The sequence below is a fragment of the Paraburkholderia sp. GW821-FHT02A12 genome (assembly GCF_059422005.1).
Map to the genome: position 1 here is coordinate 3,000,945 of NZ_JBWKWA010000001.1, position 24,871 is coordinate 3,025,815.

General features: G+C 61.7%; 18 protein-coding genes. 6 read left to right on the plus strand and 12 right to left on the minus strand.

Annotated elements, in window-relative coordinates:
- Positions 1-72: 72 nt before the first annotated feature.
- The 3 genes from AC07WT_RS13595 to AC07WT_RS13605 all read left to right on the plus strand — a co-directional run bounded on the left by AC07WT_RS13595 (position 73) and on the right by AC07WT_RS13605 (position 3,008).
- Positions 73-657 (plus strand): SDR family oxidoreductase, encoded by a 585-nt coding sequence (locus AC07WT_RS13595; RefSeq protein ID WP_492595497.1) that lies wholly within the window; start codon positions 73-75, stop codon positions 655-657.
- Positions 658-936: 279 nt separating this feature from the next.
- Entirely contained in the window at positions 937-1,599 is a 663-nt protein-coding gene (locus AC07WT_RS13600; protein WP_492595480.1) for a hypothetical protein, read from the plus strand.
- Positions 1,596-3,008, plus strand: coding sequence for an ATP-binding protein (locus AC07WT_RS13605; RefSeq protein ID WP_492595481.1), 1,413 nt, complete (start codon positions 1,596-1,598; stop codon positions 3,006-3,008). The genes AC07WT_RS13600 and AC07WT_RS13605 overlap by 4 nt, the downstream gene beginning before the upstream one ends.
- Before the next feature lie 83 nt (positions 3,009-3,091).
- Here AC07WT_RS13605 and AC07WT_RS13610 read toward each other — a convergent pair whose 3' ends face one another.
- The 12 genes from AC07WT_RS13610 to AC07WT_RS13665 form a co-directional block, all read right to left on the minus strand.
- Entirely contained in the window at positions 3,092-4,480 is a 1,389-nt protein-coding gene (locus tag AC07WT_RS13610; protein ID WP_492595482.1) for an ATP-binding protein, read from the minus strand.
- Complete coding sequence (locus tag AC07WT_RS13615; protein WP_492595483.1) at positions 4,477-6,138, minus strand: FAD-dependent oxidoreductase; 1,662 nt, start codon at positions 6,136-6,138, stop codon at positions 4,477-4,479. Before AC07WT_RS13615 ends, AC07WT_RS13610 begins: the two co-directional genes overlap by 4 nt.
- Before the next feature lie 149 nt (positions 6,139-6,287).
- Positions 6,288-9,029 (minus strand): MGH1-like glycoside hydrolase domain-containing protein, encoded by a 2,742-nt coding sequence (locus AC07WT_RS13620; protein WP_492595484.1) that lies wholly within the window; start codon positions 9,027-9,029, stop codon positions 6,288-6,290.
- 235 nt (positions 9,030-9,264) lie between these two features.
- Complete coding sequence (gene merC / locus AC07WT_RS13625) at positions 9,265-9,687, minus strand: organomercurial transporter MerC (RefSeq protein WP_492595485.1); 423 nt, start codon at positions 9,685-9,687, stop codon at positions 9,265-9,267.
- Positions 9,688-10,472: 785 nt separating this feature from the next.
- Positions 10,473-11,831, minus strand: a complete 1,359-nt coding sequence (locus AC07WT_RS13630; RefSeq protein WP_492595486.1) for a sensor histidine kinase — start codon at positions 11,829-11,831, stop codon at positions 10,473-10,475.
- 67 nt (positions 11,832-11,898) lie between these two features.
- Complete coding sequence (locus AC07WT_RS13635; RefSeq protein ID WP_492595498.1) at positions 11,899-12,615, minus strand: response regulator transcription factor; 717 nt, start codon at positions 12,613-12,615, stop codon at positions 11,899-11,901.
- A gap of 10 nt (positions 12,616-12,625) precedes the next feature.
- Positions 12,626-13,444, minus strand: a complete 819-nt coding sequence (locus AC07WT_RS13640; protein ID WP_492595487.1) for a MipA/OmpV family protein — start codon at positions 13,442-13,444, stop codon at positions 12,626-12,628.
- A 576-nt stretch (positions 13,445-14,020) separates the two neighbouring features.
- Entirely contained in the window at positions 14,021-14,515 is a 495-nt protein-coding gene (locus AC07WT_RS13645) for a MarR family winged helix-turn-helix transcriptional regulator (protein WP_492595499.1), read from the minus strand.
- 74 nt (positions 14,516-14,589) lie between these two features.
- On the minus strand, positions 14,590-16,488 hold the full coding sequence (locus AC07WT_RS13650; protein WP_492595488.1) for a feruloyl-CoA synthase: 1,899 nt from the start codon (positions 16,486-16,488) through the stop codon (positions 14,590-14,592).
- A 113-nt stretch (positions 16,489-16,601) separates the two neighbouring features.
- The gene (locus AC07WT_RS13655; protein WP_492595489.1) at positions 16,602-18,053 is read right to left on the minus strand and encodes an aldehyde dehydrogenase; all 1,452 of its coding nucleotides are present in this window, start codon (positions 18,051-18,053) and stop codon (positions 16,602-16,604) included.
- A gap of 22 nt (positions 18,054-18,075) precedes the next feature.
- On the minus strand, positions 18,076-18,915 hold the full coding sequence (locus AC07WT_RS13660) for a p-hydroxycinnamoyl CoA hydratase/lyase (protein WP_492595490.1): 840 nt from the start codon (positions 18,913-18,915) through the stop codon (positions 18,076-18,078).
- Between the two features lie 358 nt (positions 18,916-19,273).
- Positions 19,274-20,380, minus strand: a complete 1,107-nt coding sequence (locus AC07WT_RS13665) for an IS5 family transposase (RefSeq protein ID WP_494947491.1) — start codon at positions 20,378-20,380, stop codon at positions 19,274-19,276.
- Positions 20,381-20,662: 282 nt separating this feature from the next.
- Between AC07WT_RS13665 and mhpT the strand changes: the two genes are divergently transcribed.
- From mhpT to AC07WT_RS13680, 3 genes are read left to right on the plus strand one after another with little or no spacing between them, the layout of a single operon-like run.
- Positions 20,663-21,871 carry a 3-(3-hydroxy-phenyl)propionate transporter MhpT gene (gene mhpT / locus AC07WT_RS13670; protein ID WP_494947492.1) on the plus strand — a complete coding sequence of 403 codons (1,209 nt, stop codon included), beginning with the start codon at positions 20,663-20,665 and terminating at the stop codon, positions 21,869-21,871.
- A 51-nt stretch (positions 21,872-21,922) separates the two neighbouring features.
- Positions 21,923-23,068, plus strand: a complete 1,146-nt coding sequence (locus tag AC07WT_RS13675; RefSeq protein WP_492595492.1) for a porin — start codon at positions 21,923-21,925, stop codon at positions 23,066-23,068.
- A 10-nt stretch (positions 23,069-23,078) separates the two neighbouring features.
- Positions 23,079-24,788: a tannase/feruloyl esterase family alpha/beta hydrolase gene (locus tag AC07WT_RS13680; protein ID WP_494947493.1), complete on the plus strand. Its 1,710-nt coding sequence runs from the start codon at positions 23,079-23,081 to the stop codon at positions 24,786-24,788.
- The last annotated feature ends 83 nt before the right edge of the window (positions 24,789-24,871 follow it).

Genomic DNA, 24,871 nt, shown 5'->3' on the forward strand with positions numbered 1-24,871 from the left:
CGGCATGTGGGGCCAGCAGCAGACGTCGTGGCTGCATCAAGGCCGGATATAGATCCGCAGCCCATCCTGTCTATCGGAACACACGAGAAACTAGCGCAAACGGGACGCGTTCATATAGATTACCCCACCACGCGCTACGCCTTCGACGGCGTCGTCAACAACGTGGGACTCGTCCGACCTCAGGTCCTCGGTGAAATCCAGCTCGACGACCTGGACGATGTGTTCGCGCTCAACCTGCACCCGGCCGTGCAGGCCGTGCAGGCCCTGTTGCCGGGCATGCACGCTCGCGGCTGGGGCCGGGTCGTCAACGTTTCCAGCCTGACAGTCCTCGGCATCACACACCGGACCGCGTACGCCGCCGCGAAAGCCGCGCTGGTCAGCGTCGCGCGCTCGTGGGCGCTCGAGCTGGCGAAAACCGGCATTACCGTCAACGCCGTCGCGCCCGGCCCGACGGAGACGGAACTGTTCCGCAAAAACAGTCCTCCCGGCAGCGAAGGGGAGCAACGCTACCTGTCGGCAGTGCCGATGGGCCGGTTCGGCAAGCCCGACGAAATCGCCGCGGCGATCGCGTTCCTGTTGTCGGACGATGCCGGTTTCATCACCGGACAGACGCTGTATGTCGACGGCGGCGCCTCCATCGGCAAGGCGCAGATCTGACCGCATTCCGGCCTAGAATGACTTCTATTGCCCCCTGCCATCCGTCAGGGACCACATTCAGTAAGAACGCTATAGCGGCACGGCGGCTAGGATTCATGGAACGGCACCGCCCGCGCCTAGCCGGAGCCCTCTACCGCGCGAGCGGTGTCCTTCCTCGACCCGCTACTGCCGTTCGGGCAAAATCTGTGAACGGCTCAAGTTCAACTCAATCCAGACCAACGAGCGTCACGCATGCATCGACCCGCTATTGCATCTCGCCGACGTCTGAGCGGCGCCGCCATGGCCATTTCCGGGCTCCTTTTCGTTCTTTACCCGGCGATCCGCCCTTTCTCCGACGAGCGCTCCCTGCGGGGTGCTGCCGCGTTCGCGAGCGGCCAGTGGTTGATCGCGCACATGTTGGCCATGGTGGCTTTTACGTTGCTTCCATTGGGGCTGCTCGAGCTTCACAGGTCACTACAACGGACGGCGGCAGAACGCGGCGCGTACTGGGCGGTCGTGCTGAGCCTGCTTGGGACAGGACTGACCTTGCCGTTCTACGGCGGGGAAGCCTACGGTCTTCACGCGATCGGACAGCAGGCCGTCATCCAACAGAGTGTTGCGGTGCTGAGTCTCGCCACCGATGTTCGTTCCGGCCCCGGCCTCGCCATGTTTCTTATTGGGTTGCTGTTGCTCGCTGTCGCGGCGATCATCGCCGCAACTACGATCTGGCATTCGGTCATTTATCCGCGATGGAGTGGCGTACCCCTGGCCTTAGGCCTCGCGCTCTACATCCCGCAGTTCTTCGGAACGCAGCCGCTGCGCGTCGCCCACGGGCTGCTTGTCGCCATCGGATGCTGGTGGATTGCCGCAGGGATATGGAGCCGCGGCACAACACAATGCTCGCTGGCTACGCAATTCAATCCTGGAGCGCATTTGTGTCGCCGGGAGGCAAGCGAACCATGATCGATCTCGACAAGCTGGGCAGGATACCGGTGTTTGCGGACCTTTCGCCGGAACGGCTGCAATGGCTGTGCGACAACCTGACGGAGTTCACTGTCGAGGCAGGCAGCGTACTCCTCGACGAAGGCGAGCTGAGCTCCAGTCTCTTCATTCTGCTCGAGGGAGAGCTCACGTTAACGCGACGAGCGGAGGGACACCTTCCGAGCGAGCGTTTTGTTGCGCCGGAGATCTTGGGCACGCCATGCCTGATTGCTTCGATTCCCTATCCGGCGACCGTCAGGGCCGCAACCCCTTGCCAGCTCGCCGAGCTTTCGGACGCCGCCTTCCGCGATCTGTTCATGTCGTGCGACCCTTTCAACCGCGCCATCACCCGCGTGATGACCGACTGGCTCACCACGCTCGAAGCGGCCGGACACAATCACGAGAAGCTGGACGCATTGGGCAAGCTCGCGGCCGGGCTCGCACACGAGCTGAACAATCCCGCTTCGGCCGTTGCGCGTGCGCTCGACCACCTGCTCGGCGAACTCGCAGCGCTTGAGAATTCAGCGTTGGCGCTAGGCTCGAGCGCGGTACCTCGCGATGCCGTGGATGCACTGAGAGCACTAGCCACGAACAAGACTTCGGAAACTGGCGCGAGCGGCGCGGATTCACTGCGGCAGAGCGAAGCGGAAGCACGCCTCTGCGACTGGCTCACTGCCCAGCGCGTGACCAAGCCGTGGCTGGCTGCTCCGTGTCTTGTCGCACATGGAATCACGTCCGACGCGCTCGGGCACGTGGCTGCCGGCCTGAACGCCGAACAGTTCGATGCAGGCGTCGGGTGGATCGCTCAGGTACTGGAGCTTCGCTCGGTACTGCGCGAGGCGATGCGCGGCGCGGAGCGGATCTCGGACATTGTGAAGGCGATGAAGGCGTACTCGTACATGGATCAGGGACCGCAGCAGGAGATCGATATTCACGACGGCATCGAGGATACGCTGACGGTGCTTGCGCATGAACTGAAGCAGACCGTCGTGATCATCCGCGACTACGACCGCAGCCTGCCGCGTCTGCAGGTATATGGCAGCGAACTCAATCAGGTGTGGACGAGGATCATCGCTAACGCGATCGAGGCGATGAACGGGCACGGCGACCTGACTATCCGCACGCGCCGCAATGCGGACTGCGCGATGGTCGAGATTACCGATACCGGGCCCGGTATTCCGCAAGCAGCTGTGCCACACCTGTTCGAGCCTTTTTTTACGTCGAAGCCGGTAAGCAAAGTGCAGGGGCAGGGCCTGGGACTTGGTCTGCACATCGCCTACCGTATCGTGGTCAATCGGCATGGCGGGACGATTCAGGCAAGCTCACGTCCTGGCGAAACGACCTTTCGGGTGACGCTCCCACTGGCAGGTGCGGGGACCGGTGTCGCTTGACCTGAGGGACACGTGGCCTGGCTTCTCTCGCAATCGCGATGGAAGCACGCCCGCTGTCCCGGATTCAGCCCGTCGTCCTGCGCTCAATGAATGGCGGCCAGCGGCAGACGCACCTGGAATATTGTTTCGCCCGCTCTTGAGACGATATTGATCGTGCCACCGTGGCGGTTGACGACAGTACGGTAAGCGATGTGCAAACCCAGGCCGCTTCCCTTGCCAGGTGGTTTGGTCGTAAAGAACGGATCGAATAGCTGTGCCTGGATCTCCTCCGGGATGCCGGGGCCGGTATCGGCGATCTCGACCGATGCCAAATCCCCTTCCCGGCGCGTGCGGATAGTGATCTCGCCTTCGCCCGACATCGCGTCAACCGCATTGTCGATCAGGTTGGTCCACACCTGGTTGAGTTCGCCACCGCACACCGGCACGCGCGGCAGCGTGCGATCGTAATCGCGCTTGACCGTGACCCCATGCTTGAGCTTGTACCGCATGATCGTCAGCGTGTCCTCGATGCCGTCGTGGATGTCGACCTCCTGCAGCGGCGCCTGGTCCATATACGAGTAGTCTTTCATGGCCTTCACCAGCTCGGAAATACGCGCGGCGCCGAGCCACGCCTCGTCTGTGAGGGCCCGCAGTTCCAGCCTGGCAGCCAGCCACCGGATGCCCGCGCCGAACTGCGCGGAGCTCACACGTGCGGCTACCGGAGCAAGATCGTCCAGCGAGATCCCGGCGGCCACCAGTTGCGGCGCGACAAGCCAGGGTTTTGCGGTGCCGCATCCAGCCAGCCAATCCGCCAGCGAGCCTTCCGCTTCGCTTTGCTGCACCGCGCTTTGATGGTTCGCTTGCACGGGTATCGCGCGGCTTGCCAGCTCGTTCAGCGTCCCCATGACATCGGCAGGCATCGCGCTTGAAACCAGTGCGTGGATGGCTTCGCCTGTGCCAGCGAGCGATGCGCGCAACTGGTCCGTCGCGCGCGCGACGGCGGCTGCGGGATTGTTCAGCTCATGTGCCAGTCCAGCGGACAGCCGGCCCAGTGCGGCCAGCTTCTCGCCAGTGAGAATGAACGTGTCGTAGGCGCTAATGCGCGCGAACATCGAACGATAGATGACCCTGCTGAAGGACTGGCATTCGCTTAGCAGCGTGCGAAACGCGTCGTCGGATAGCGCAACCAGACGGCAGTTCGTCGCAGCGGTGAAGGTCAACGGCACCGGCACCTCGGCGAGCAGCGCCGCTTCCGCGATGGAGGTCGGCGCGCTGCGCCGGTCGTCGAACATCTGCCGTCCACCGACGGCTTTTTCCGTCACCAGTTCGCCCTCGAGCAGTATGTATTGATGGGTGACGCGCTCGCCTTCCCGAATCAGCACGTCGCCTTTGTTCAGGCGACGCTCGCTCAGGTTTTCGCTCAGCCATTGCCTGCGCTCCTCGGACATACCCGCGAAGAGCGGCATCTCGAACAATGCGGTCAGGTCGCTCATAGATTCGCCAGGTACTGGTGGACAGAGTGCACCGCAATCGCGCCTTCTCCGACAGCCGCCGCGACGCGCTTGACCGAGTCGGCACGCACGTCGCCGGCCGCAAAGACACCCGGCACGCTGGTTTCCAGCAGGAACGGGTCGCGCCTGGGCAACCATCCGCCCTGCCCCCGGCCTGCCTTGACGACGGCGCGGCCGGTCAACAGAAAGCCATGCTCGTCGCGCTCGAGTACCCCACGCAGCCACTCCGTGCAGGGCGCGGCGCCGATGAAAACGAAAAGGCCAGTCGCGGGAACAGACTCTATTTGTCCGATCCGGACATCGCGCAGCGTGATTTCCGCAAGGTGCCCCTGACCGCTCACGCTTTCCACCACGGTATTGGGACGCAGATGGATGTTCTCCGTATCGTTGATCTGTGTGAGCAAATAATGCGACATATCGGGATTCAGGGAGCCGCCGCGGCACAGGATGGTCACCGAGCGCGCGTACTTCGACAGGAACATCGCACCCTGCCCAGCCGAATTAGCCGCGCCGACGACGTAAAGATCCTGATTGGCGCAGGCGACCGCGTCGACAAGCGAGGCGCCGTAATAAACGCCCGCACCCGTCAGTTCCTCGATACCGCGAGCCTCGAGCTTGCGATAAGACACGCCGCTCGCGACCATGAGCGCCAGGCAGCTGACTTCGGCTCCATCCGACAGCCTGATGAACTTGTACGGCTCGTCGATGCGCAGACCCACCGCCTGTTGCGTCAGGATCATTTCCGCGCCGAAACGCCTCGCCTGCATCAGCGCACGGCGCGACAGCTCCGCGCCGGTCACGCCGGCCGGAAAGCCGAGATAGTTGTCGATGTGGGAACTGGTGCCGGCCTGGCCGCCGGGCGCATCGCATTCGACGATCGCCACATGAAGTCCTTCAGAGGCGCCATATACGGCGGCAGCCAGCCCGGCCGGCCCGCCACCGACGATCACGAGGTCAAAAAACGGCGTGGTCGAACGCGTGCGCAAGCCCACTTGCTCGGCAATCTGACCGGTCGTGGGCCGACTCAAGACCGTGCCGTCCTCGAAGACCAGCACCGGCAGTTGCTGCTGCGCCGGGCTCAACGCGTTCAGCAGCGGGTCCGCCTCGTCGTGCCGCTCCACGTCCAGCCAGCGGTACGGAATGTGATTGCGCGCCATGAAGTCACGCAATTGATGCCCTTGCGGCGACCAGCGATGATCGAGCAGACGAATGCCCTGAAACGGAGGTAAATAGGAGGCCTGCCAGTCGGCGAGCAGATCGTCGAGCGCTGGATAGAAGTTTTGTTCCGGCGGATGCCAGGGTTTGCGCAGGTACTGGTCGAGGTGCACCGTATTGATCGCACGAATCGCGGCATCCGTATCCGCATAGGCGGTCAGGAGCACGCGCTTGGCGTCGGGAAACAGCTCGATGGCCTGCTCGAGAAACTCGATACCGCTCATCTGCGGCATGCGCTGGTCCGCGATGAAAAGCGCGACCGGGCGGTTTAGCCGGCGCAGTTCTTGCACGGCGTCGAGCGCCGCCCTGCCTGATTCGGTGCGCACGATCCGGTAATGCTCGCCGTACGCAACCTGCAGGTCACGGGCAACCGCACCGGACACGATGGGGTCGTCGTCGACTGCGAGGATGACGGGCTTATCCATGGGATGTCGAACTCTGCAAACACTCCCTGACATCTTCAAAACTGGCGCGGCGCTGCTCGGCGACAGGCCGAGGCCTGGACCGACGGGTTGAGAGCGCGCCTGAATCCATTTTAGGCGCTACCAAGTCCGTACTCCCCAGGGTGCCAACGCTACCGCGCCATGGCCGGCGCGGTGTCTTCGGCCACTGGCGCGGCCACCGACGCAACATCAGGCGCTGCGTGGGACAGTTTCATCATGCGCGGCTGGAGCAACAGCGCGACGAGCCCGCTCCAGCCGGTCTGATGCGAAGCGCCGACACCGCGTCCGTTGTCGCCGTGAAAGTACTCGTGGAACAGTACGAGATCCTGCGAACGCGGGTCGGCCTGCAGCATCGGATAGGCCGCCATCACGGGCCGCAGGCCTTGTGCATCTTTGAGAAAGAGCGTGGTGACGCGCCGTGCGAGGTCATCGGCAATCTCGCTCAGCGAAAACCTGTTGCCCGATCCCGTCGGATATTCGACGCGAAACCCATCACCGTAGTAACGATGGAACTCATACAGCGATTCGACCAGCAGGTAGTTGACCGGCATCCAGACCGGCCCGCGCCAGTTCGAATTGCCGCCGAACACGCGCGAGTCCGATTCAGCAGGCAGGTACTTGATGCAGAAGCTCACGCCGTCATGGTCGAAGACGTACGGTGCATCGCGATGCACACGGGACAGGGCCCGCACGCCGTGCTCGGAGAGAAACTCGTCTTCATCGAGCGCACGGCGCAGCAGCGCCGTCATCCGGTGTCCGCGCAACAACGACAGCAGCGTGGTGTTGCCTTTGCCGGGTTCGGTCCAGCGCGACACCAGCTTCGCCAGATTCGGCCGATGATCGAGAAACCATGCCAGCCGTTCGCGCAATCCGGGCAGATGACCGTACACGCGCTCTTCGAGCACGTGTACGGCGAACAGCGGAATCAGCCCGACGATCGAGCGAATGCGCATCGGCAGACGGGTACCGTCCGGAAGGTGCAGGACGTCGTAGAAGAATTCGTCGTGTCCGTCCCATAACCCTGTCCTGCAGCCTTCGCTGCAACTGACTGCTTCCGCGATATACAGAAAGTGCTCGAAGAACTTCACCGCGATTTCGACGTACGCGTTGTTCGTCATCGCCAGTTCGAGGCCGATCTGCATCAGGTCGAGCGCGTACGAGGCCATCCATGCCGTGCCGTCGGCCTGATCGATGCGGCCGCCGGTCGGCAGCGGCGAAGACCGGTCGAAGATGCCCACGTTGTCGAGTCCAAGAAAGCCGCCCTGAAAGATGTTGCGGTCATCGGCGTCCTTGCGGTTGACCCACCACGAGAAATTGAGCAGCAGCTTGTGGAACATGACTTCGAGAAACTCGTGATCGCCAACGCCCGTCACCTCGCGGTCGAGTTCGTACACACGCCATGTTGCCCACGCATGAACCGGCGGATTCGCATCGCCGAACGCCCACTCGTAGGCGGGCAATTGCCCGTTCGGATGCATATAGCGCTCCTTCACGAGCAGCAGCAATTGCTGCTTCGCGAAGTCGGGATCGATCATGGCGAACGCGACCGCATGAAACGCGAGGTCCCACGACGCGTACCATGGGTACTCCCACTTGTCGGGCATCGACACGATGTCGCCATTGCACATATGCCGCCAGTCCGCGTTGCGGCCGTGCCTCCGTGCTCTTGGCGGCTTCGGCTGGCCGGGGTCACCGTCGTGCCAGCGCGTCACGTCGAACTGGTAGTACTGCTTCGTCCACAGCATGCCGGCGAGCGCCTGACGCTGCACGAGCCGCGCATCGACGTCGGGGATGTCGTGCTGAAGCGCCGCATAGAATTCGTCGGCCTCCGCTTGCCGGCGCGCGAAGAGCTCGTTCATGTCGAGCGGCACGGCATCCGGAGCCGGTTCGGGACGCCAGCGCAGATACAGCACCGAGCGCTCATGAGGCGCGAACTGCAGGTACACATGCGCGGCGGCGCGGGTGCCCTGGTCGCGCCGGATGGCCTGCTCGTCGCCGTCAACGAGGTAGTCATTGAAGCCGTCCTTGAACGGCCCCGCTCCTTCGAAGCCGAAAAGGCGGCGCACATTCGTTTCGTTTTCGCAGAAGAGCCACTCGATCGGCTGTTGCGCCGACGCTGTCACGATCATCGTTCCCAGCGCGGGATTGTGCGCGACGACGCGCGCGCCTTCCTCTGCATTCGGCTCCAGCGTGAGCGACGGCTTGCCGCGCTTGCCCGACCACGCCCATCTGTTGCGCGCCCAGAATTGCGGCAACACATGAAGCGCCGCGCGCTGATCCGCGCGGTTTTCTACCGTAACGCACATCACGATATCGTCGGGTGTGTGCTTCGCATACTCGACGCAGACGTCGAAGTAGCGGTTATCGTCGAACACGCCCGTATCGAGGATTTCATATTCGGGCTGATCGGCGCCGCGCCGCAGATTTTCGTCGATCAGATGCTGGTACGGGTACGCGTCGTGAGGATACTTGTACAGCATCTTCATGTACGAATGCGTCGGCGTGCCGTCGAGATAGAAGTAAAGCTCCTTTACGTCCTCGCCGTGATTGCCTTCCTCATTCGTCAACCCGAAGAGCCGTTCCTTGATGATCGGATCGTGCCCGTTCCAGAGCGCGAGCGAGACGCACCAGTCGAGCGGGTCGTTGCCGAATCCGGCAATGCCGTCCTCACCCCAGCGGTACATGCGGCTGCGCGCATGATCGTGTGGAAAGTAGTCCCATGCGGTGCCATTTTCGCTGTAGTCTTCGCGAACAGTGCCCCATTGCCGCTCGCTCAGATAAGGTCCCCAGCGGCGCCATCGGTCGAGTTCCGGACCATGGAGCCGGGCCCCTTCCTTCGACTGGAGAAGATTGATTGCTCGTAGCGGCGGCATGGAACCTCCCGACCCGACATCGACCAGCCAACACATTCAATGCATGAACGTCTGTCCTTTTTCGACGAACGGCCCCATCGACCGTGGCCAGACGGTGCCTTAATGATAGGCGCCATCGTGCTGCGGCGGCGATCCACCGTACCGGCCGGCGTACCCCCTCGCTGTCTCCCGGTTATCCGGCGCAGCACGAGAGCTGCGTCACGTCCTGCTCGATCGGGTCGACGCCACCCGGCGCTCATCCGCGCCTTTGTGGCACGTCGCAGGCGTCGGTGGTGCATCGCCGGTGGGCGGGCGAGGTCAGATCCCAGATTGCGACGGCAAGCATCGATGCGAGGCCGGCATACAGCAGACCCGGCGCCCACGTCCGGCCGAGAAACACCACCGACGCCGCCAGCACGATCAGCGGGCCGATCATGCCCAGCGCGCTACGGTGCCATTGCCGATGGCTCAGGAAGCCCAGTGCATTCGCGACCAGCACCAGAAGCGCGGAAACCGGCAACACGATTTGCACCAGCAGACCTTCGTAACGGTTCAGAAAGCCCAGTCCAAGCGCGGCCCCCAAGCTGGCCAGCGCTGGGAAGCATCCCGCACAGCCCATCGCGGAAACGAGGCTGCCGAGCGCGCCGGTCTTGTCGGCGATGCGAGTCAATACGCTCATGGTGACGACTCCGGTTACGGGTTCAATGGATAGCGTAACCTTAGGTCCGTACCTCAGTACGGAGTCAAGCGGAATGAACAACCATCGCGAGAGCCTGACCATTGGCGCCTTCGCCAGAGCGGCGGGCGTCTGCGCGGCAGCGGCGGGTCAGCGAGAGCCTGGACCTCCCTGCTCTCCTTCCCTCGTCCCGTCGAAGACTGAAACGCACCTCCCTTCGCCGAAGCCTGCCGCGCCGGGCCTGATTAGGTGTAACGGGGGGGACCAAGCTGAGCGCGAATTTCTATCATAAGCCTGACAGTTATAAGGCCTAGCGTTTTCATACGGGAGCTGGGTAGTTCCCCGTGGGCGCGTAGTCGCATCAAGCTACATATAGCGCGACAGTTCCCATCTCGCTGCTTGTCGTCACCGCGTCAGGGTCATTTGGTATCTGATCATTGACACGGACTGCGATGTTTCCGAATAGCTCTGTGCATCTATATAACCCTGGCGCTTATGATAGAAATTCGCGCTCAGCTTGCTCCACCCCCATATGGGGTGCCGTCAAGATTCGGATTTTTTCGTACGCCAGGCGTCTTGGTGGGCGTTCCGAACGTCGCTGATCGACCCAACAGAGCCGTTCGTCACGACGCATTGTCTATGGCTGGCAGAGCGATGAGAGCGGCCATTTGAAGTTGTTCATCGCCTGTGGCCAGGCGTAACGGGTATTCCGGCCCGGTTATCGGTTGCTCATTATTCGTGAAAGGCCCACGACGAGTCGACGGTCACCGGAAGGATGAAGAACGCAGTTATAACCACACAGTAAATCGCGTTCCTATCGCGAGACTGCTCACCGTCAACCGCCAATTGTGCGCCAACGCAATTTCCTTACATATTGCCAATCCGAGGCCCGCCCCGTCGTGTCTTGCATTTGGCGCACGCCAGAATCGCTTGAACAGAAACGGAAGATGATCCTTCGGTATGCCACACCCTTCGTCACGAACCTCGATCGATGCCTCGTCGATCGTTAACGACACGATGCTGTTGGCGCGCGATGCATTGATCGCGTTTTCGACGATATTCTTGAGGAGGATGAACAGCGCGCCCTTGTCCGCCCAGATCGGCGGCGATGCACGACACTCCTCGATCCGCAGCGTCACCTGTTTTCCATCCGCCTTAGGGGCCAGATACGCGACGACATCCTGCATTACATCGATCGTGCGGACTTCGCCGAAGTCGAAATTCTGCGCCTCGCTGACTTCAGCAAGATGCAGGAGTTGTCGAACCTGTCGCGACATCAGGTCGATTTCACGAAACAGCAGGTCTTTCCGCGCGATCTCCGGCTGCAACTCGATCTGCCCGCGGATCAAGGTGAGCGGCGTTTGAAGTTCATGCGCGGCGGCCGCAAGAAATTGCTGTTGGACTACGAAACCATTCTCCAGTCGTTCAAGCGCCTCGTTGAAAGCGTTGATCAACGGCTTGATCTCACTCGGAATGCCACTGGCCAAAAGGCGCGTTTTTAGCCGGCGCGGGGTTATCCGCGTAGCCGCCTCTGACGCATCTCGCAACGGCTTGAGCACCCGGTAGATTGTAAGCGGCAGCACCAGGCCCGAAATAATGGCCACAACGAAGAAAATAACCTTGACCGTGGCCGGAATCGGCTTGACTTTTGAACTGACCAAGGCGTCCAGGAAACGTTCGCTGGTTGCGGTCTGCACATAGAACGCGGATTGTCCTCGCAGGACCCGCTGCGTCGCGACGAAGAACAGCTTTCCATCGATATTCACGTAGGATATCTTGCCGACGGCTCCAGCCAGATCGGCTGTCAGCCACGGACCGACTGTGTTTGCTCCCGTCGAGGCAAGCAGGACGTGACCTTGTCCATCCAGCACACGGTATTTGAGTTCGGTGGGCACGAGATTAAACAGCCACCCAACATCACGATCATGAAGGTCGACAGAATAGGGGCGATCCGCCTTGTTGAACCTGATTCCATCGATTACCCGATCGAGGTCCTCCGTCAATTCGTGGCGACCCAGCGTCTGCTGTGGATAGTGATCGAACACGTAGATAACCAGACCGGCAATCACCGTCAGGCTGACTGCAAGTGCGACGACGGTCGTCGCCCACAGCCGCGCCGACAGGCTTTGAATGTAGTGATCGAGCATGACGCCCCCACATTAGAACGGGTGTGGAATGCCTGAGCCGAGTAATAGATCGCTCATGGAACACCTCTCAAGTGCCTTCCGGCCGCCCCGAAAGCTGCCGCTGTTGCTCCGATACTTCCTCGAGAGCAAATCCCGCGCTGCGAACGTTCGTTAGGCGTGTCCTGGTGTTGATCGAAGCCAGTTTCTTACGCAACCGGTGCACGGTCACCTCCAGTGCATTCGGTGTTACGGCTTCGGCGAGACCCCAGGCGGCATGCTCAAGTGCAGCGTGCCGCACCGTTCGGCCGGCCGCTTCGATCAGGCAAAGCATGATCTGCAGTTCAGCGGGCGCGAGCAGGACCAACCGCGCGCCGCAGCGCATCTCACGTTGCTGGGGATCCACTTCAACGTCCGCGAATGACGCGACAAGCGTAGTTAGCACCACTGGCCGGCGCATCAGAGTGCGCACCCGCGCAACCAGCTCGCTCATCTCAAACGGCTTGGTCACGTAGTCGTCCGCGCCGCTTTCGAGCCCGTCGACACGATCGTGCAAAGCATCGCGGGCCGTTAGCATGAGGCACGGCGTCATTTGACCGGTCGCACGCAACGCGCGCAGGAAGCTCAGCCCATCGCCGTCCGGAAGGCTACGATCGATGATCAACACCGCGTAGTCGAACTGGCGCACACCGTAGGTTGCTCCAGAGATATTGTGAAACTGGTCGGTTTCGATTCCCACGCGCATGAGGGCCTGGCTCACCATGTCGGCGAGGCGTGCATGGTCTTCGACAATTGCAACTCGCGACATGACGCTGAACTCACTTGAATTGGTATATGTAGCCGATCCCGACCTCCGGGATGAACCGCTTACCGACAAGGGGACTGTCCGTGACACCGCCGCCAAAGTGCGACACACCAACGTCCAGCAGGAGGCGTTGGTGCTTCGTGAGGTTGTAATCGATACGCGTTCCCAACGAAGTCTTCCAGGTTGCCGTGCCGGTGTACGCCTGACGTCCGGGGCGCACCTCGGAGGGGCGCACGCCGTAATAGTAATCGACGTATTTGCCGCTCAACCAGTCCACGCCCAAATGCGGATTAATCGAGAAATCTCCAACATCAAATGACTTGCTGTAGTTCAGGCTGGCACGCTGCCCCTTGTTCCCGCCCACCAGATAGTCTCCCGAAAGCGTGCCGAATGCGGTATGTAAAGCAAGCGCAGGACCGTACCAGAACGCGCCATTTCGGTCTTCCATGCCATTCAGGATTGGAGCATCAGACTGCTTGTAACCATCGCCAAGCGAAAATTTTCCGCGCAGCGCAACGCTTACACCGCTCCAGTTCCCGATCTTCACGTCGATCGTAGTGCCGAAAACATGTACCCACTTATCGTCGAAGTAGACCAGCGGGAGCGGCTCGACTTTTGAGCCGTATCCCTTATACGGCGACTGCCCAATACCGACACCTGCACCAAGCCCCCAGTGGGTCACGTTCGTCGCATTGTTCAGGATCATAAGACCTGAACTCTCCGCGTCGATATGGTCAATGTCACCTCCTTCCGCCCGCGCTAGCCCGGAAGAGAGCGCGAACAAGGCAGCAGTCAGGAATATGCGGTGAACAGGCAAGGGATTTTTTTTCACGATCGCTTCCAGGAAGTCAGTGGACAAAGTGGAACCGACTTTATGGGAGCTCGACTTACCGGTTACTTACCGGTTCAAAAATTGATATCGCCGATGCACCTGCGCACGTCAGTGTCATAGACGTAGCGTTGCACTGGTCTTTTCCGTGCCTCCAGGACACGCGACGAACATTGCCGGAGCGCGCATGCGGTTTCGCAGCCCGGAAGTAAGTGTTTCGTATGTTGCGCGGATCCATCATGCATCCCACTACACGCCGGCGCCCCATCCGTGATCCGCAGGTCGCAGCGCTGCAGCCTCTCTTTCCTTGTTGAACACCAAGGCGGGCACCACATGGAAAACCCTTTAGTGACCGCTAATCGGAATCGACCATCTAGTTGCAGTCATACCCTCCAGTGAGCCACGAATGGCATCAGCGACCGGAACGGATGCAGCGAGAGCGACCCGACGACCGCTTTGGCTACGAACCTGCCCATTTCCTAGCCATGCTGAACGGCCGCTCATGGCCGAACCCGGGCTCCGCATCGAACTGGCGGAGCGGCCTGCCATTGATCGCCCGAGGGGGCGAAAACGGTGGCTTCAGCTACGCAGATTGCGCGCGAAAAGTTCCAGACAGTCCTGGACAAGGAGTGCGTCAGCGGATCGGATGTTCGTGAGCATCTGGTCTTCGAGCGAACGCACGACGTCCATGCCCTGGCGCAACACGCCGCGTCCCTCCTCCGTCAGTCGCAGGACTACGATACGTCCGTGGTTAGGATCAGGCTCGCGCGTGATCCAGTTTTTCGCAGACATCGCGCTCATCACTTCGTTGGCCGATTGTGGTGTAATGAAGGATCGTTCGGCCAGTTGCGCATTTGATGCCTGCCCGCGCGCGTCGAGCACCGACAGCGCCGTAAATTGCGCGAGCGTAAGCCCGACAGGCGCCAGTGCCTCGGTCATCTTGCGGCGGAGGATGCGATCGAGGCTTCCAACCAGATAAGTCAGGCGTGGCCGCGCCTGACCCTTGCGCGGGCCTGCGGCCTGGGCGGATTTCGTCGTCGACGTAGCTTTTTTTACTGGCAGTTTGGTCGGCATCGCAACGCTTAACGGGGCTAGTGGAGATGCCAATGTTACCGCGTCGGCGCGCTCTGCCTGATTAATGTGAAGTTTCAACCGCGCATGCCCCTCGCGAGGATTACCCGCGAATCAGCTCGACTCGAGTCATATAAGGCATCGACGATCGCCGCGCGATGTGTCAACACCGCCGACTGATTGATCGAGCCTTTGTCGGTGACCTCGCCGCGATCGAGCGACGGCGGTACTTCGAGCAAGCGCATCCGGGCGATGGTATTTGCGCTGCCTGTTGCCTGCCGGTTCAATCGTGCAAGCAGTGTCACGAAGAACTCGCGCACCGCGGGCACCTCGGCGACTTCGCTCGCGCTCGCATCGGGCGACAGACCCGCGAGCTTTCGAAGCTCGTCGAGTCTCGGAAACACCAGCGCGCCAACGTCGTCACGGTTCATCCCTGTGATGACGACATCTTGAACGTACGGCGCCCCTTCGGAGATGATACGGGCACGCATGGGCCCGACGCTCACAAAAGTCCCGGAGCTAAGCTTGAAGTCTTCAGCGATGCGGCCATCGAACATGAGTCCGAGCTCGGGCCGCGCCGCGTCAACAAATTTGAGCGCATCGCCGCTGCAGTAGTAGCCTTCTTCGTCGAAGCTCTGCGCCCCTTGGCTAGCTTCCATCCGCCAGTAACCCGCCATGACATGCGGGCCACGATACCGTGCTTCCAGTTTTCCGGCCACTGGGACCAGCTTGACGTCACAGCCGGGAGCCGGCACACCCACGTATCCGGCTCGCATGATCGGGCCCGTCGTGAACAGGCACGACGGCGATGTCTCCGTCATGCCGAGCCCCGCCATGATCCGGATGCGTTCACCGCAGTAGCGGGCCGTCACCTGTTCGAGCCGGTCCCATGCAGCCTGCGAAAGCCCTGCGCCCGCGAAGAAATACACCTTGACGCGCGAGAAGAAGGTCTCGCGTAGCTTGACATCGGTTTCCAGCGCAGCCGTCAGTTCCTCCCATCCCTTCGGCACGTTGAAGAAAATCGTCGGCGCGATTTCGCGCAGATTGCGAAGCGTTTCCTCGAACTTGGCCGGAACCGGCTTGCCGTCATCGATATAAATCGTGCCGCCGTTATACAGCGCGATACCGATGTTGTGACTGCCGCCGAACGTGTGATTCCACGGCAGCCAGTCGACCAGAACCGGCGGTTCATCCGCGAATGCGGGGAACGTCTCCAGCAGCATCTGCTGGTTGCTGCACAGCATGCGGTGCGTCGTCGGCACGGCCTTCGGCAGCTTCGTCGATCCCGATGTGAACAGAAACTTCGCGATGGTGTCCGGTCCCACCGCACGCTGCGCATCGTCGACGCTCGTTGGGGACGTTGCGATCAGATCGGCGAACGATGACGCTGCCCGCCCGCACGATCCAGATGCGCACACGACTTCGACGCCTTCCGGCACTACCGCATCGATGGCAGCCGCGAAAGCATTCCCGTCGGTGGCGAAGACGAGGCCGGGCTTCAGCACATCGAGCGTATGACGCAGCTTGCCGTAATCGCTGGACACCAGCGAGTATGCCGGCGAGATCGGCACATAGGGCACACCGGCCCACATCGCGCCGAGCGCGAGCTGCAGGTGTTCGAGATCATTGCCCGAGAGGATCACGACGGGTCGCTCGACTGAGAGCTGACGGTCGATCAGTGCTTGGCCGATGGCTCGCGCGCGTTCCAGCATCTGTGCATAGCTGATGCCGTTCCAGGCGCCGCTAGCATCGCGGCACGCGACGAGCCAGCGCTCAGGGTGCGCTTCGGCGCCGCTCACGAGCCTGTCCGTGAATCGCTCCGGATAGCTTCCGAGCGGCTCCTGCGTGCTCATGTAGAAGATGTCGCCGTCCTGGCGCACGTTGATACCCGGGCTTCCGATGCGCACCTTTCGATGCGGCAACTTCGCCAGGTCCCACGCTTCTTCGCCTCTTTCTTGAGTCGGCTCGAAGTTCACTGATTGTCTCCGCTGAATGTCCCCGGCGTCGTCCCGCGCATTTCATGGCGCGCCGGTACGACCTTCGCCCTCACGGCGGTTGTCGGTGGATTGATTTGTCGTCGCGCCTTGGGTCAGATGGGATAATGTCGCTCGCCCGTCTGAACCGTGATCCAGCGCAAATCGGTGAATTCCGCGATCGATGCCTTGCTGCCGAAGCGGCCATAGCCGCTCCCCTTCACACCGCCAAACGGCATCTGCGCTTCGTCATGGACCGTGGGGCCGTTAATGTGACAGATGCCCGATTCGACGCGCTTCGCGACATTCAACGCGCGCGCGACGTCACGACTGAACACGGCCGCCGACAGGCCAAACTCGCTGTCATTTGCCACCGCCACGGCTTCATCGTCACTTGCGACGCGCTGTACCGTGACCACCGGTCCGAACGATTCCTCCGCGTACAGCTTCATGTCGCGCGTGATGTCATCGACGATGGTTGGCTGCATGATCGCGCCGTCGATTGCCCCGCCTGCCCGGATTTTCGCGCCGTGGCTGCGGGCGTCCTCGACCAGCGCTGCGATGCGCTGGGCAGCTTTCGCATCGACGAGCGCGCCGAGCTTCGCACCCGCGGCCGTCGGCGCCATCGCAACGAGCGTGCGCGCCTTCGCCGTGAGCTTTTCGACCAGTTCATCCGCGATACTTCGATGCGCGATGATGCGCTCCGTCGACATGCAAATCTGGCCTTGATTGAAGAAGGCGCCGAACGCGATGGCTTCGACAGCGGCATCGAGATCTGCATCGTCGAGCACCAGCGCGGGTGCCTTGCCGCCGAGTTCCAGCAGCGCGGGCTTCAAGTGTTTCGCCGCATGCATGGCGATGATGCGTCCGACGTGGGTCGATCCCGTGAAATTCACCCGGCGCACCGCGCGATGCGCGATTAATCGCTCGACGATTGCCGCCGCGTCCTCCGGCGCGTTCGTTACGACGTTGACGACTCCATCGCCGAGCCCCGCTTCCTGAAGCACGGTGCCAATCATGCGATGCACCGCGGGACACGCCTCCGACGCTTTGAGCACGACGGTGTTGCCGCACGCGAGCGGCATCGCGATGGCGCGCGTGCCGAGAATTACCGGCGCGTTCCACGGCGCGATGCCGAGCACGACGCCACATGGCTGGCGCACTGCGAGTGCGAGATTGCCGGGCATGTCGGTGGGAATCACGCTGCCGTCGATCTGCGTGGACATCGCCGCCGCTTCGCGCAGCATGTTCGCGGCGAGATGGACGTTGAAGCCGTACCAATTCGCCATCGCGCCCGTCTCCGCCATGCCCGCCGCGATGAAATCACTGGTGCGCGCATCCATGATGTCGGCGGCCTTGAGCAAGCGTGCGCGCCGCTCCGACGGCGTCATTGCCGACCAGGCCGGAAACGCCCGAGCGGCCGATTCAACCGCGGCATCGGCGTCTTCGAGCGTTGCGGCCGGTGCGCGCGAGGCCACCAGTCCTGCGACTGGGTCGAGGCGGTCGAATGTCGCCCCATTCGATGCGGCGCGATCCTGCCCGCCGATCAACATGCTCAGTTCGTTCACGGTGTTCTCTCCTGAATCGCGCTTACTCTTCCGTGCGCTTGTACGCCTGCAGACCCGGCTTAATCGATTTCTCGTCGAGGAACTGCTTCAGACCCTGTGCGCGGCCCTGTTCCGGATCGCGGTGCAGCGCCTGATCGAGCTTCGCGTAGAGATAGTCCTCGTTCTGGTCCCACGTGAGTTCGCGGGAGCGCTTGAAGCCGTGTTTGGCCGCGCGCAGGACCACGGGATTCTTCTCCAACAGCTTCGCCGCGAGCTTTACGACTTCCTCGCGCAACTGCGTACGGGGCGCGCTCTTGTTGACCAGGCCCATCGCTGCGGCTTCCTGACCGGTGAAGGTGTCGCCCGTCATGATGTAATGCAGCGCCTGACGATGACCGACGGTATCGGCCATTGCCTTGCTCACGAGATTGCCCGGCGGAATGCCCCAGTTGATTTCAGAAAGGCCGAAGACCGCTTCGTCTGCCGCAATGGCGAGATCACACGCCACCAGTGGCGAGAAGCCGCCACCGAAGCACCACCCGTTCACCATCGCAATGGTCGGCTTTGCGTACATGCGCAGAAGTTTCCATTGCCACTGGCACGCGTCGCGTCGAATTTTTTCCTGAAGGATTTCCGGGCCAGCGTCCACTTCGCGGAAATACTCCTTCAGGTCCATGCCGGCGGTCCAGGCGTCGCCCGCGCCGGTCAGCACCAGTACGCGTGCATCCGCATCCAGCTCGAGCGTCTCGAGCACCTGAATCATCTCGCTGTTGAGCGTAGGGCTCATTGCATTGCGCTTTTCCGGGCGGTTGAACATCACCCACGCGATGCCCGATTCAACCTTCACGTCAACGGTTTTCCAGCGACCTTCATAGCTTGCCATGCGTATTCTCCAGCGCCTCGCGGCGCAAAGTGTCAATGTGTTCCCTGATCACGGCTGCCGTAGCATCTAACCGGCTATATATCAGGTAACCTGAGATGAATTCTAGTATCAAGCTGCCTGATAAAACAAGCGCCGTGAACTCAGTGAAAACCCTCGATGGGCGCGGGAATGCGGTGCGGACAGGACGCCTTCTTCACCTAGCAGGCTGTTGAAAAGCGCCCCGTCATGACGACCGAAGCTATGTTCAGGAGGCTTTCGCGTGCAATTTTCCGCTGAATTACCGGTTCGCCGCGCGATCTGCGCGGGGCATGCGCACGCATGCAGCCCTTCTGGCGCGCAGTCTTCGCGCCGTGGCGGCTCATCGCGTCGCTCCTTGCGACACCACCCCTGGCATTCGGGCCATGCGGGTCAGATTGCTCGCGACCATCGTCAGCTTGAAGTGCTGGTCGACGCGCTTTATGCCGCGATAGACCGTCTGCCGGATCCGTCCGATGGTCTTGCCCCAGCCGAAATGCTCTTCGATCCGTTTGCGGATGATCTGGCTCATCCGGTAGCCCGCATGCCGCGAAGTGCGACCGTCGATTGCGCTGCCGCCCAAACGCTCATCGTTGCGCGCGACATGCGGTGTCACGTTGCGAGCGCGGCAATCGTTTACGAAGTCGCGGGTGTCATACGCCTTGTCGGCACCGACTGTCTTCGCATGACCGCCTGGCACGCAGTCGAGCAGCCGCAAGGCGCTGGCCCGTTCCGCGAAACCATCCGCATGACTGACCACGGCGCCGACCACCAGTCCGGAGCGGTTCTCCATCAGGATGTGCCCGTGATAGCACAGGATGGCCGGGCTCTTGCCGCTCTTCTTGAACAGCCGCGCCTCCGGATCAGTAGTCGACTCGTGCGTGGCATTGCTGCGTCGCTCGCCTTTCCAGTCAGTGTCGGCGTTGCGGCTACCGCCGGCCGGAGGACCATCGTCCGGGTCGTCCTTGCGGCGGAAGCTCTTGTGACTGGCCCACGCCTGAATCAGCGTGCCGTCCACCGAGAAATGGTCTCTCGACAGCAAGCCCCGCTTGTCCGCCAGGCTCATGACTTCGGTGAAGAACGCTTCCACGACTTCATGCTCCAGCAACCGGTCGCGGTTCTTCGAGAACACCGAGTGGTCCCACACGGCGTCCTCAATCGCCAGCCCGACGAACCAGCGAAACAGCAGGTTGTAGCGCATCTGCTCCATGAGCATGCGCTCGCTGCGCACCGAGTAGAACACCTGCAACAGCAGCGCCCGCATCAGCTTCTCAGGCGCAATCGAAGCCCGGCCGGTATCTGCATAGATGACGCTGAACAGCCCGTTGAGCCGTTTCAACGCATCATTCACCAGCAACCGGATCGATCGCAACGGGTGGTCCGCCGGGACGAAGTCCTCCAGCTTGACTGTCGTGAACAGGGGTTCCTGCATCTCATCCATTCCGCGCATCGTTTCCGCTGCCAAAGATCATGAACACGATATCCATAACGCCCGTCCCTCAAACCCCGTTTACACGGGATCCAAATTCAACAGCCTGCTAGGGGTATTCACCGAACGCATTTGACTTGCCTTGATCAGGCTTCCTGATATGAAATACGCCCATCCAGCCGAACGGACAGCCAATGTCCGTTTTTTTCGCGCTCGATATCAGGTCGCCTGATTAATAGTCGAGTGTCCACCGATCAATCAACCGACATGAAAACCACCAGAACAGCATTGGCAGGAGACAGCATGAACGCGCGATCCATCGCGAGCACCGGCACGCTCGCCACCTTGGGCCTTTGTTTCGCCATTGCGTTGCTCGAAGGACTCGACTTGCAGTCGGTCGGCGTAGCCGCGCCACGCATGGCACGTGAGTTCGGCCTGTCCGTCGCGCAAATGGGTCTCGCTTTCAGCGCCGGCACCTTTGGACTTCTCCCGGGCGCGATGTTCGGGGGGCGGCTGGCCGATCGGATCGGTCGTAAGCGGGTATTGATTCTCTCTGCAGCGATCTTCGGGCTGCTGTCGATCGCGACCGCGCTCGTCACGAGTTTCAACGCACTTGTTGCCGTTCGCGTACTCACGGGCATCGGCCTCGGCGGCGCCTTGCCCAACCTCATCGCGCTGTCTTCGGAAGCCGTGTCGCCCAAGGCGCGAAATACGGCGGTGAGCGTGATGTATTGCGGCATCCCGTTCGGCGGCGTAGTCGCATCGGTCATCGGTATCGTGAGCGCGGGCGATATCGAGTGGCGCCATATTTTTTATGTTGGCGGTGCCGGACCGCTTGTGCTCGTGCCGCTGCTCTTCGCGTTCCTGCCCGAGTCGAAGGCCTTCAGTCACGCCACGCATGGCGCAACGGGCAAGCCCGAGCCCGTCACGCAAGTGCTGTTCGGCGAACATCGCGCGCTGTCGACGACGCAAATCTGGGTCAGCTACTTCTGCACGCTGATCGTCCTCTACTTCCTGCTTAACTGGCTGCCTTCCCTGATGGCTGCGCGCGGCCTCGGACGCCCCGAGGTGGGCATCGTGCAGATCTTCTTCAACATCGGCGGTGGCCTCGGCGCGCTCTTTATCGGCATGCTGATGGACCGCCTGCGCGGCAGCATTGTGGTCTCGGGAATGTACGTGGGCATCATCGCATCGCTCGCCGCGCTTTCCGTCGCGCCCGGATTTGCGGCGCTCACCGCGTCCGCGTTCTTCGCGGGCATGTTCGTTATTGGCGGGCAGTCGGTGCTGTATGCGCTTTCTGCTGCCTTCTACCCGACCTCAATGCGCGGCACCGGCGTCGGGGCGGCGGTTGCGGTAGGCCGCGTGGGCTCCGTCGTCGGTCCTCTCGCCGCTGGGCAATTGCTTGCAATGGGACGCAGCGCCCCAGTCGTCATCGGCGCGAGCATTCCCGTGACCTTGATCGCGGCCGTCGCGGCGCTGATGTTGATCCGCCGTCCGCGGGTGAGCGACTAAGTCCATATAACGACACAACACAACACAACAGCCCATTGGTTTGGAGAGACTATGCAAGCACGTCAACATAAGAAGAACGTAATCCTGGGCAGCGCGCTGCTTGCCGTTGCCGCAAGCGCATCAGCGCAGTCAAGCGTCACGCTCTATGGGATCGTCGATACGGGCATCGAATACGTGTCGCACGCAAACGCGGCGGGTGACGCAGTGTTCCGCATGCCGGCGGTCACGGGCGAATTTCCTTCACGGTGGGGACTGCGTGGCGCCGAAGATCTCGGCGGCGGATATAGCGCGGTATTCACATTGGAAAGTGGCTTCAATATTCGTGACGGAAGCCTCGGTCAAGGCGGACGACTGTTCGGCCGGCAAGCATTCGTTGGTGTCAAGAGCCCCTACGGCACGGTCGCCTTCGGACGGCAGTACACCATGACCTATCTTGCGGTGATGAACGCGGACATCATCGGTCCGGACATCTACGGCATGGGCTCTCTCGATGCGTACGTGCCGAACGCCCGCGCCGACAACAGCGTGACGTACATGGGCACCTATCGCGGCTTGACCCTCGGCGCTGGCTATTCCTTCGGTCGCGATGCAGCGGGCAATAACTCGCCGGGACAGGGTTCTTGCGTGGGCTCTGTGCCGGGGCACGGAACCGAGTGCCGCGACTGGTCCGTGATGCTCAAGTACGAAGCGCAGTACTTCGGCGCGGCAGCCTCGTACGAAGAGCAACGTGGCGGAGCGACGGCCGCCGCCAACTTCTTCGACGGTGTCCCCCCGACGCCGCTCACCAATGCTGCCGACAAGGATGCGCGCACGCATGTGAGCGCCTATGCGCAGTATGCGGGCGCCAAGATCGGTTTGGGTTGGCTCGGACGCCGGGTTGTCACCGATTCCCCCGCAATCGCCAATGCCCGCTCCGATCTTTTTTTCGTAGGCGCATCGTATTTCGTGACGCCATCGTTCATCGTTGATGGCGAAGTCTATCGCATCGTCAATAGCGACCACGACACGCGTGCAACGATGGGAACCTTGCGCACGACCTATCAACTGTCCAAGCGCACGGCGGTCTATGCACAGGCTTCGTATCTCGCCAATAGCGCGAAAGCGCGCTACTCCGTAAGCGGCGGCGGAGGCGGTACGACGCCCGCGGCCGGCGTCGGACAGACCGGCGCAATGATCGGCGTACGTCACTCGTTCTAAGGAGACATCCATGAAAAAGACCATAATTGCAGCAGTCGTTTCAACGATGGTCGCGGCATGCGGCGGCGGCTCGGACGATCACAGTTCGTCACTGCCGCAACTGAGCGCCGCGAGCCCTGCCAGTCTTTCCGGCACGTGCGACGCGCTTGCAGCGAAGCTCGCCTTTGCCAATACGACGTATACGTCAGTCAAGGACGTACCCGCAGGCACGCTAACCATCGCAGGCAAGGCCGTGCCGGAACATTGTGTTATCCAAGGCACGATGAACCAGCGCGTGAGTTCCGTCGACGGAAAGACGTACGCGATAGGCTTCGAAATGCGTCTGCCGCTCGCGTGGAACGGACGCTTCTTCTACCAGGCAAACGGCGGGCTCGACGGCAGCGTCATACCGGCGACTGGCGTCATCAGCGGCGGCGGTCCGCTCAACAATGCGCTCAACATGGGCTTCGCGGTCATTAGTTCGGACGCGGGGCATTCCTCGTCGCAGAACCCGCTTTTCGGGCTGGACCCTCAGGCGCGGCTCGACTATGGCTATCAGGCCGTCGCCAAACTGACGCCGATGGCCAAGCAGGTCATCAAGACGGCTTACGGCAAGGGCCCGGACCGCAGCTACTTCGAGGGATGCTCCAACGGTGGCCGCCACGCGATGGTCGCAGCGGCGCGATACGCCGGCGACTACGACGGCATCATTGCGGGCGACCCGGGTGTCCATCTGCCAAAGGCCGCGATCGGCGAAATGTGGAGCGCGCAGCAGTTCGCCAAGGTCGCGACGGCGAAAACGGCAAGCGGGCTGCCCGACATTACGACAGGATTAACGGCGGCAGAGCGGCAAATGGTTGCTTCGCACATCATTGCTAAGTGCGATGCGCTCGACGGGGCGACCGATGGCATGGTGCATGACATCAAGGCCTGCCAGGCGAACTTCGATCTCGCTCGCGATGTCCCGACCTGCTCCGCCAACACGCGCGATGGCTCATGTCTCACGAGCGCACAAAAAGACGCGCTCGGCAATGTCTTCTCCGGCGCGCGCAACAGCGCCGGCACCGCCCTCTATGCAAGCTTTCCGTACGATGCGGGCATCAGCGGCTCGAACTGGGCGCAGTGGAAACAAACCAATTCGATCACGCTCGATCCCGGCGCTGCGGCCTTCACATTTACCACGCCGCCGCAAAGCGCGTCCGTCCTGAGTCAGTTGTCGGCGTATGCGCTCAACTTCAGCATGGACACCGACGCGCCAAAGATCTTTGCGACCAGCGGCGTCTATAGCGAGTCGTCGTGGTCGTTCATGACGCCGCCTGACGAAACAAACCTGTCGGTGCTTAAGAACCGGGGTGCGAAGTTGATCGTCTATCACGGCACGAGCGACCCGGTCTTCTCATCCAACGACACGACAGACTGGTATCAGCGACTCATGACGGCCAACGGGGGCGATGCAAGCAATTTCGCGCGCCTGTACACCGTTGCCGGTATGAACCACTGCTCGGGTGGTCCTACCGCGGATCAGTTCGACATGCTGACGCCGATGATTGCGTGGGTGGAACAAGGCAAAGCACCTGATAGCGTCGTGGCGAACGCGCGCGATGCGAGCAACCCCATACCTAACCCGGAAGTGCCGGCTGACTGGGGCGCAAATCGAACGCGGCCGCTGTGCCCCTATCCCAAAGTCGCGCGCTACAAGGGCGGCGATATCAACTCGGCATCGAGCTTCGCCTGCAGTTGACGAGCTTGTTAGCGGGGCTATCTACTGGCTTCTACTCCTGCAAAACGGCGGGTGGCATCTGACTGAACGTCGCTCGCCGATTC

Coding starts and splice junctions, on each gene's coding strand:
- AC07WT_RS13610 (WP_492595482.1), bottom strand. CDS start 4,480: ATGAGCGACCTGACCGCATTGTTCGAGATGCCGCTCTTCGCGGGTATG.
- AC07WT_RS13630 (WP_492595486.1), bottom strand. CDS start 11,831: ATGCTCGATCACTACATTCAAAGCCTGTCGGCGCGGCTGTGGGCGACG.
- AC07WT_RS13680 (WP_494947493.1), top strand. CDS start 23,079: ATGAAAAAGACCATAATTGCAGCAGTCGTTTCAACGATGGTCGCGGCA.
- AC07WT_RS13665 (WP_494947491.1), bottom strand. CDS start 20,380: ATGCGCGGAATGGATGAGATGCAGGAACCCCTGTTCACGACAGTCAAG.
- AC07WT_RS13605 (WP_492595481.1), top strand. CDS start 1,596: ATGATCGATCTCGACAAGCTGGGCAGGATACCGGTGTTTGCGGACCTT.
- mhpT (WP_494947492.1), top strand. CDS start 20,663: ATGAACGCGCGATCCATCGCGAGCACCGGCACGCTCGCCACCTTGGGC.
- AC07WT_RS13600 (WP_492595480.1), top strand. CDS start 937: ATGGCCATTTCCGGGCTCCTTTTCGTTCTTTACCCGGCGATCCGCCCT.
- AC07WT_RS13635 (WP_492595498.1), bottom strand. CDS start 12,615: ATGTCGCGAGTTGCAATTGTCGAAGACCATGCACGCCTCGCCGACATG.
- AC07WT_RS13645 (WP_492595499.1), bottom strand. CDS start 14,515: ATGCCGACCAAACTGCCAGTAAAAAAAGCTACGTCGACGACGAAATCC.
- AC07WT_RS13615 (WP_492595483.1), bottom strand. CDS start 6,138: ATGGATAAGCCCGTCATCCTCGCAGTCGACGACGACCCCATCGTGTCC.
- merC (WP_492595485.1), bottom strand. CDS start 9,687: ATGAGCGTATTGACTCGCATCGCCGACAAGACCGGCGCGCTCGGCAGC.
- AC07WT_RS13675 (WP_492595492.1), top strand. CDS start 21,923: ATGCAAGCACGTCAACATAAGAAGAACGTAATCCTGGGCAGCGCGCTG.
- AC07WT_RS13620 (WP_492595484.1), bottom strand. CDS start 9,029: ATGCCGCCGCTACGAGCAATCAATCTTCTCCAGTCGAAGGAAGGGGCC.
- AC07WT_RS13660 (WP_492595490.1), bottom strand. CDS start 18,915: ATGGCAAGCTATGAAGGTCGCTGGAAAACCGTTGACGTGAAGGTTGAA.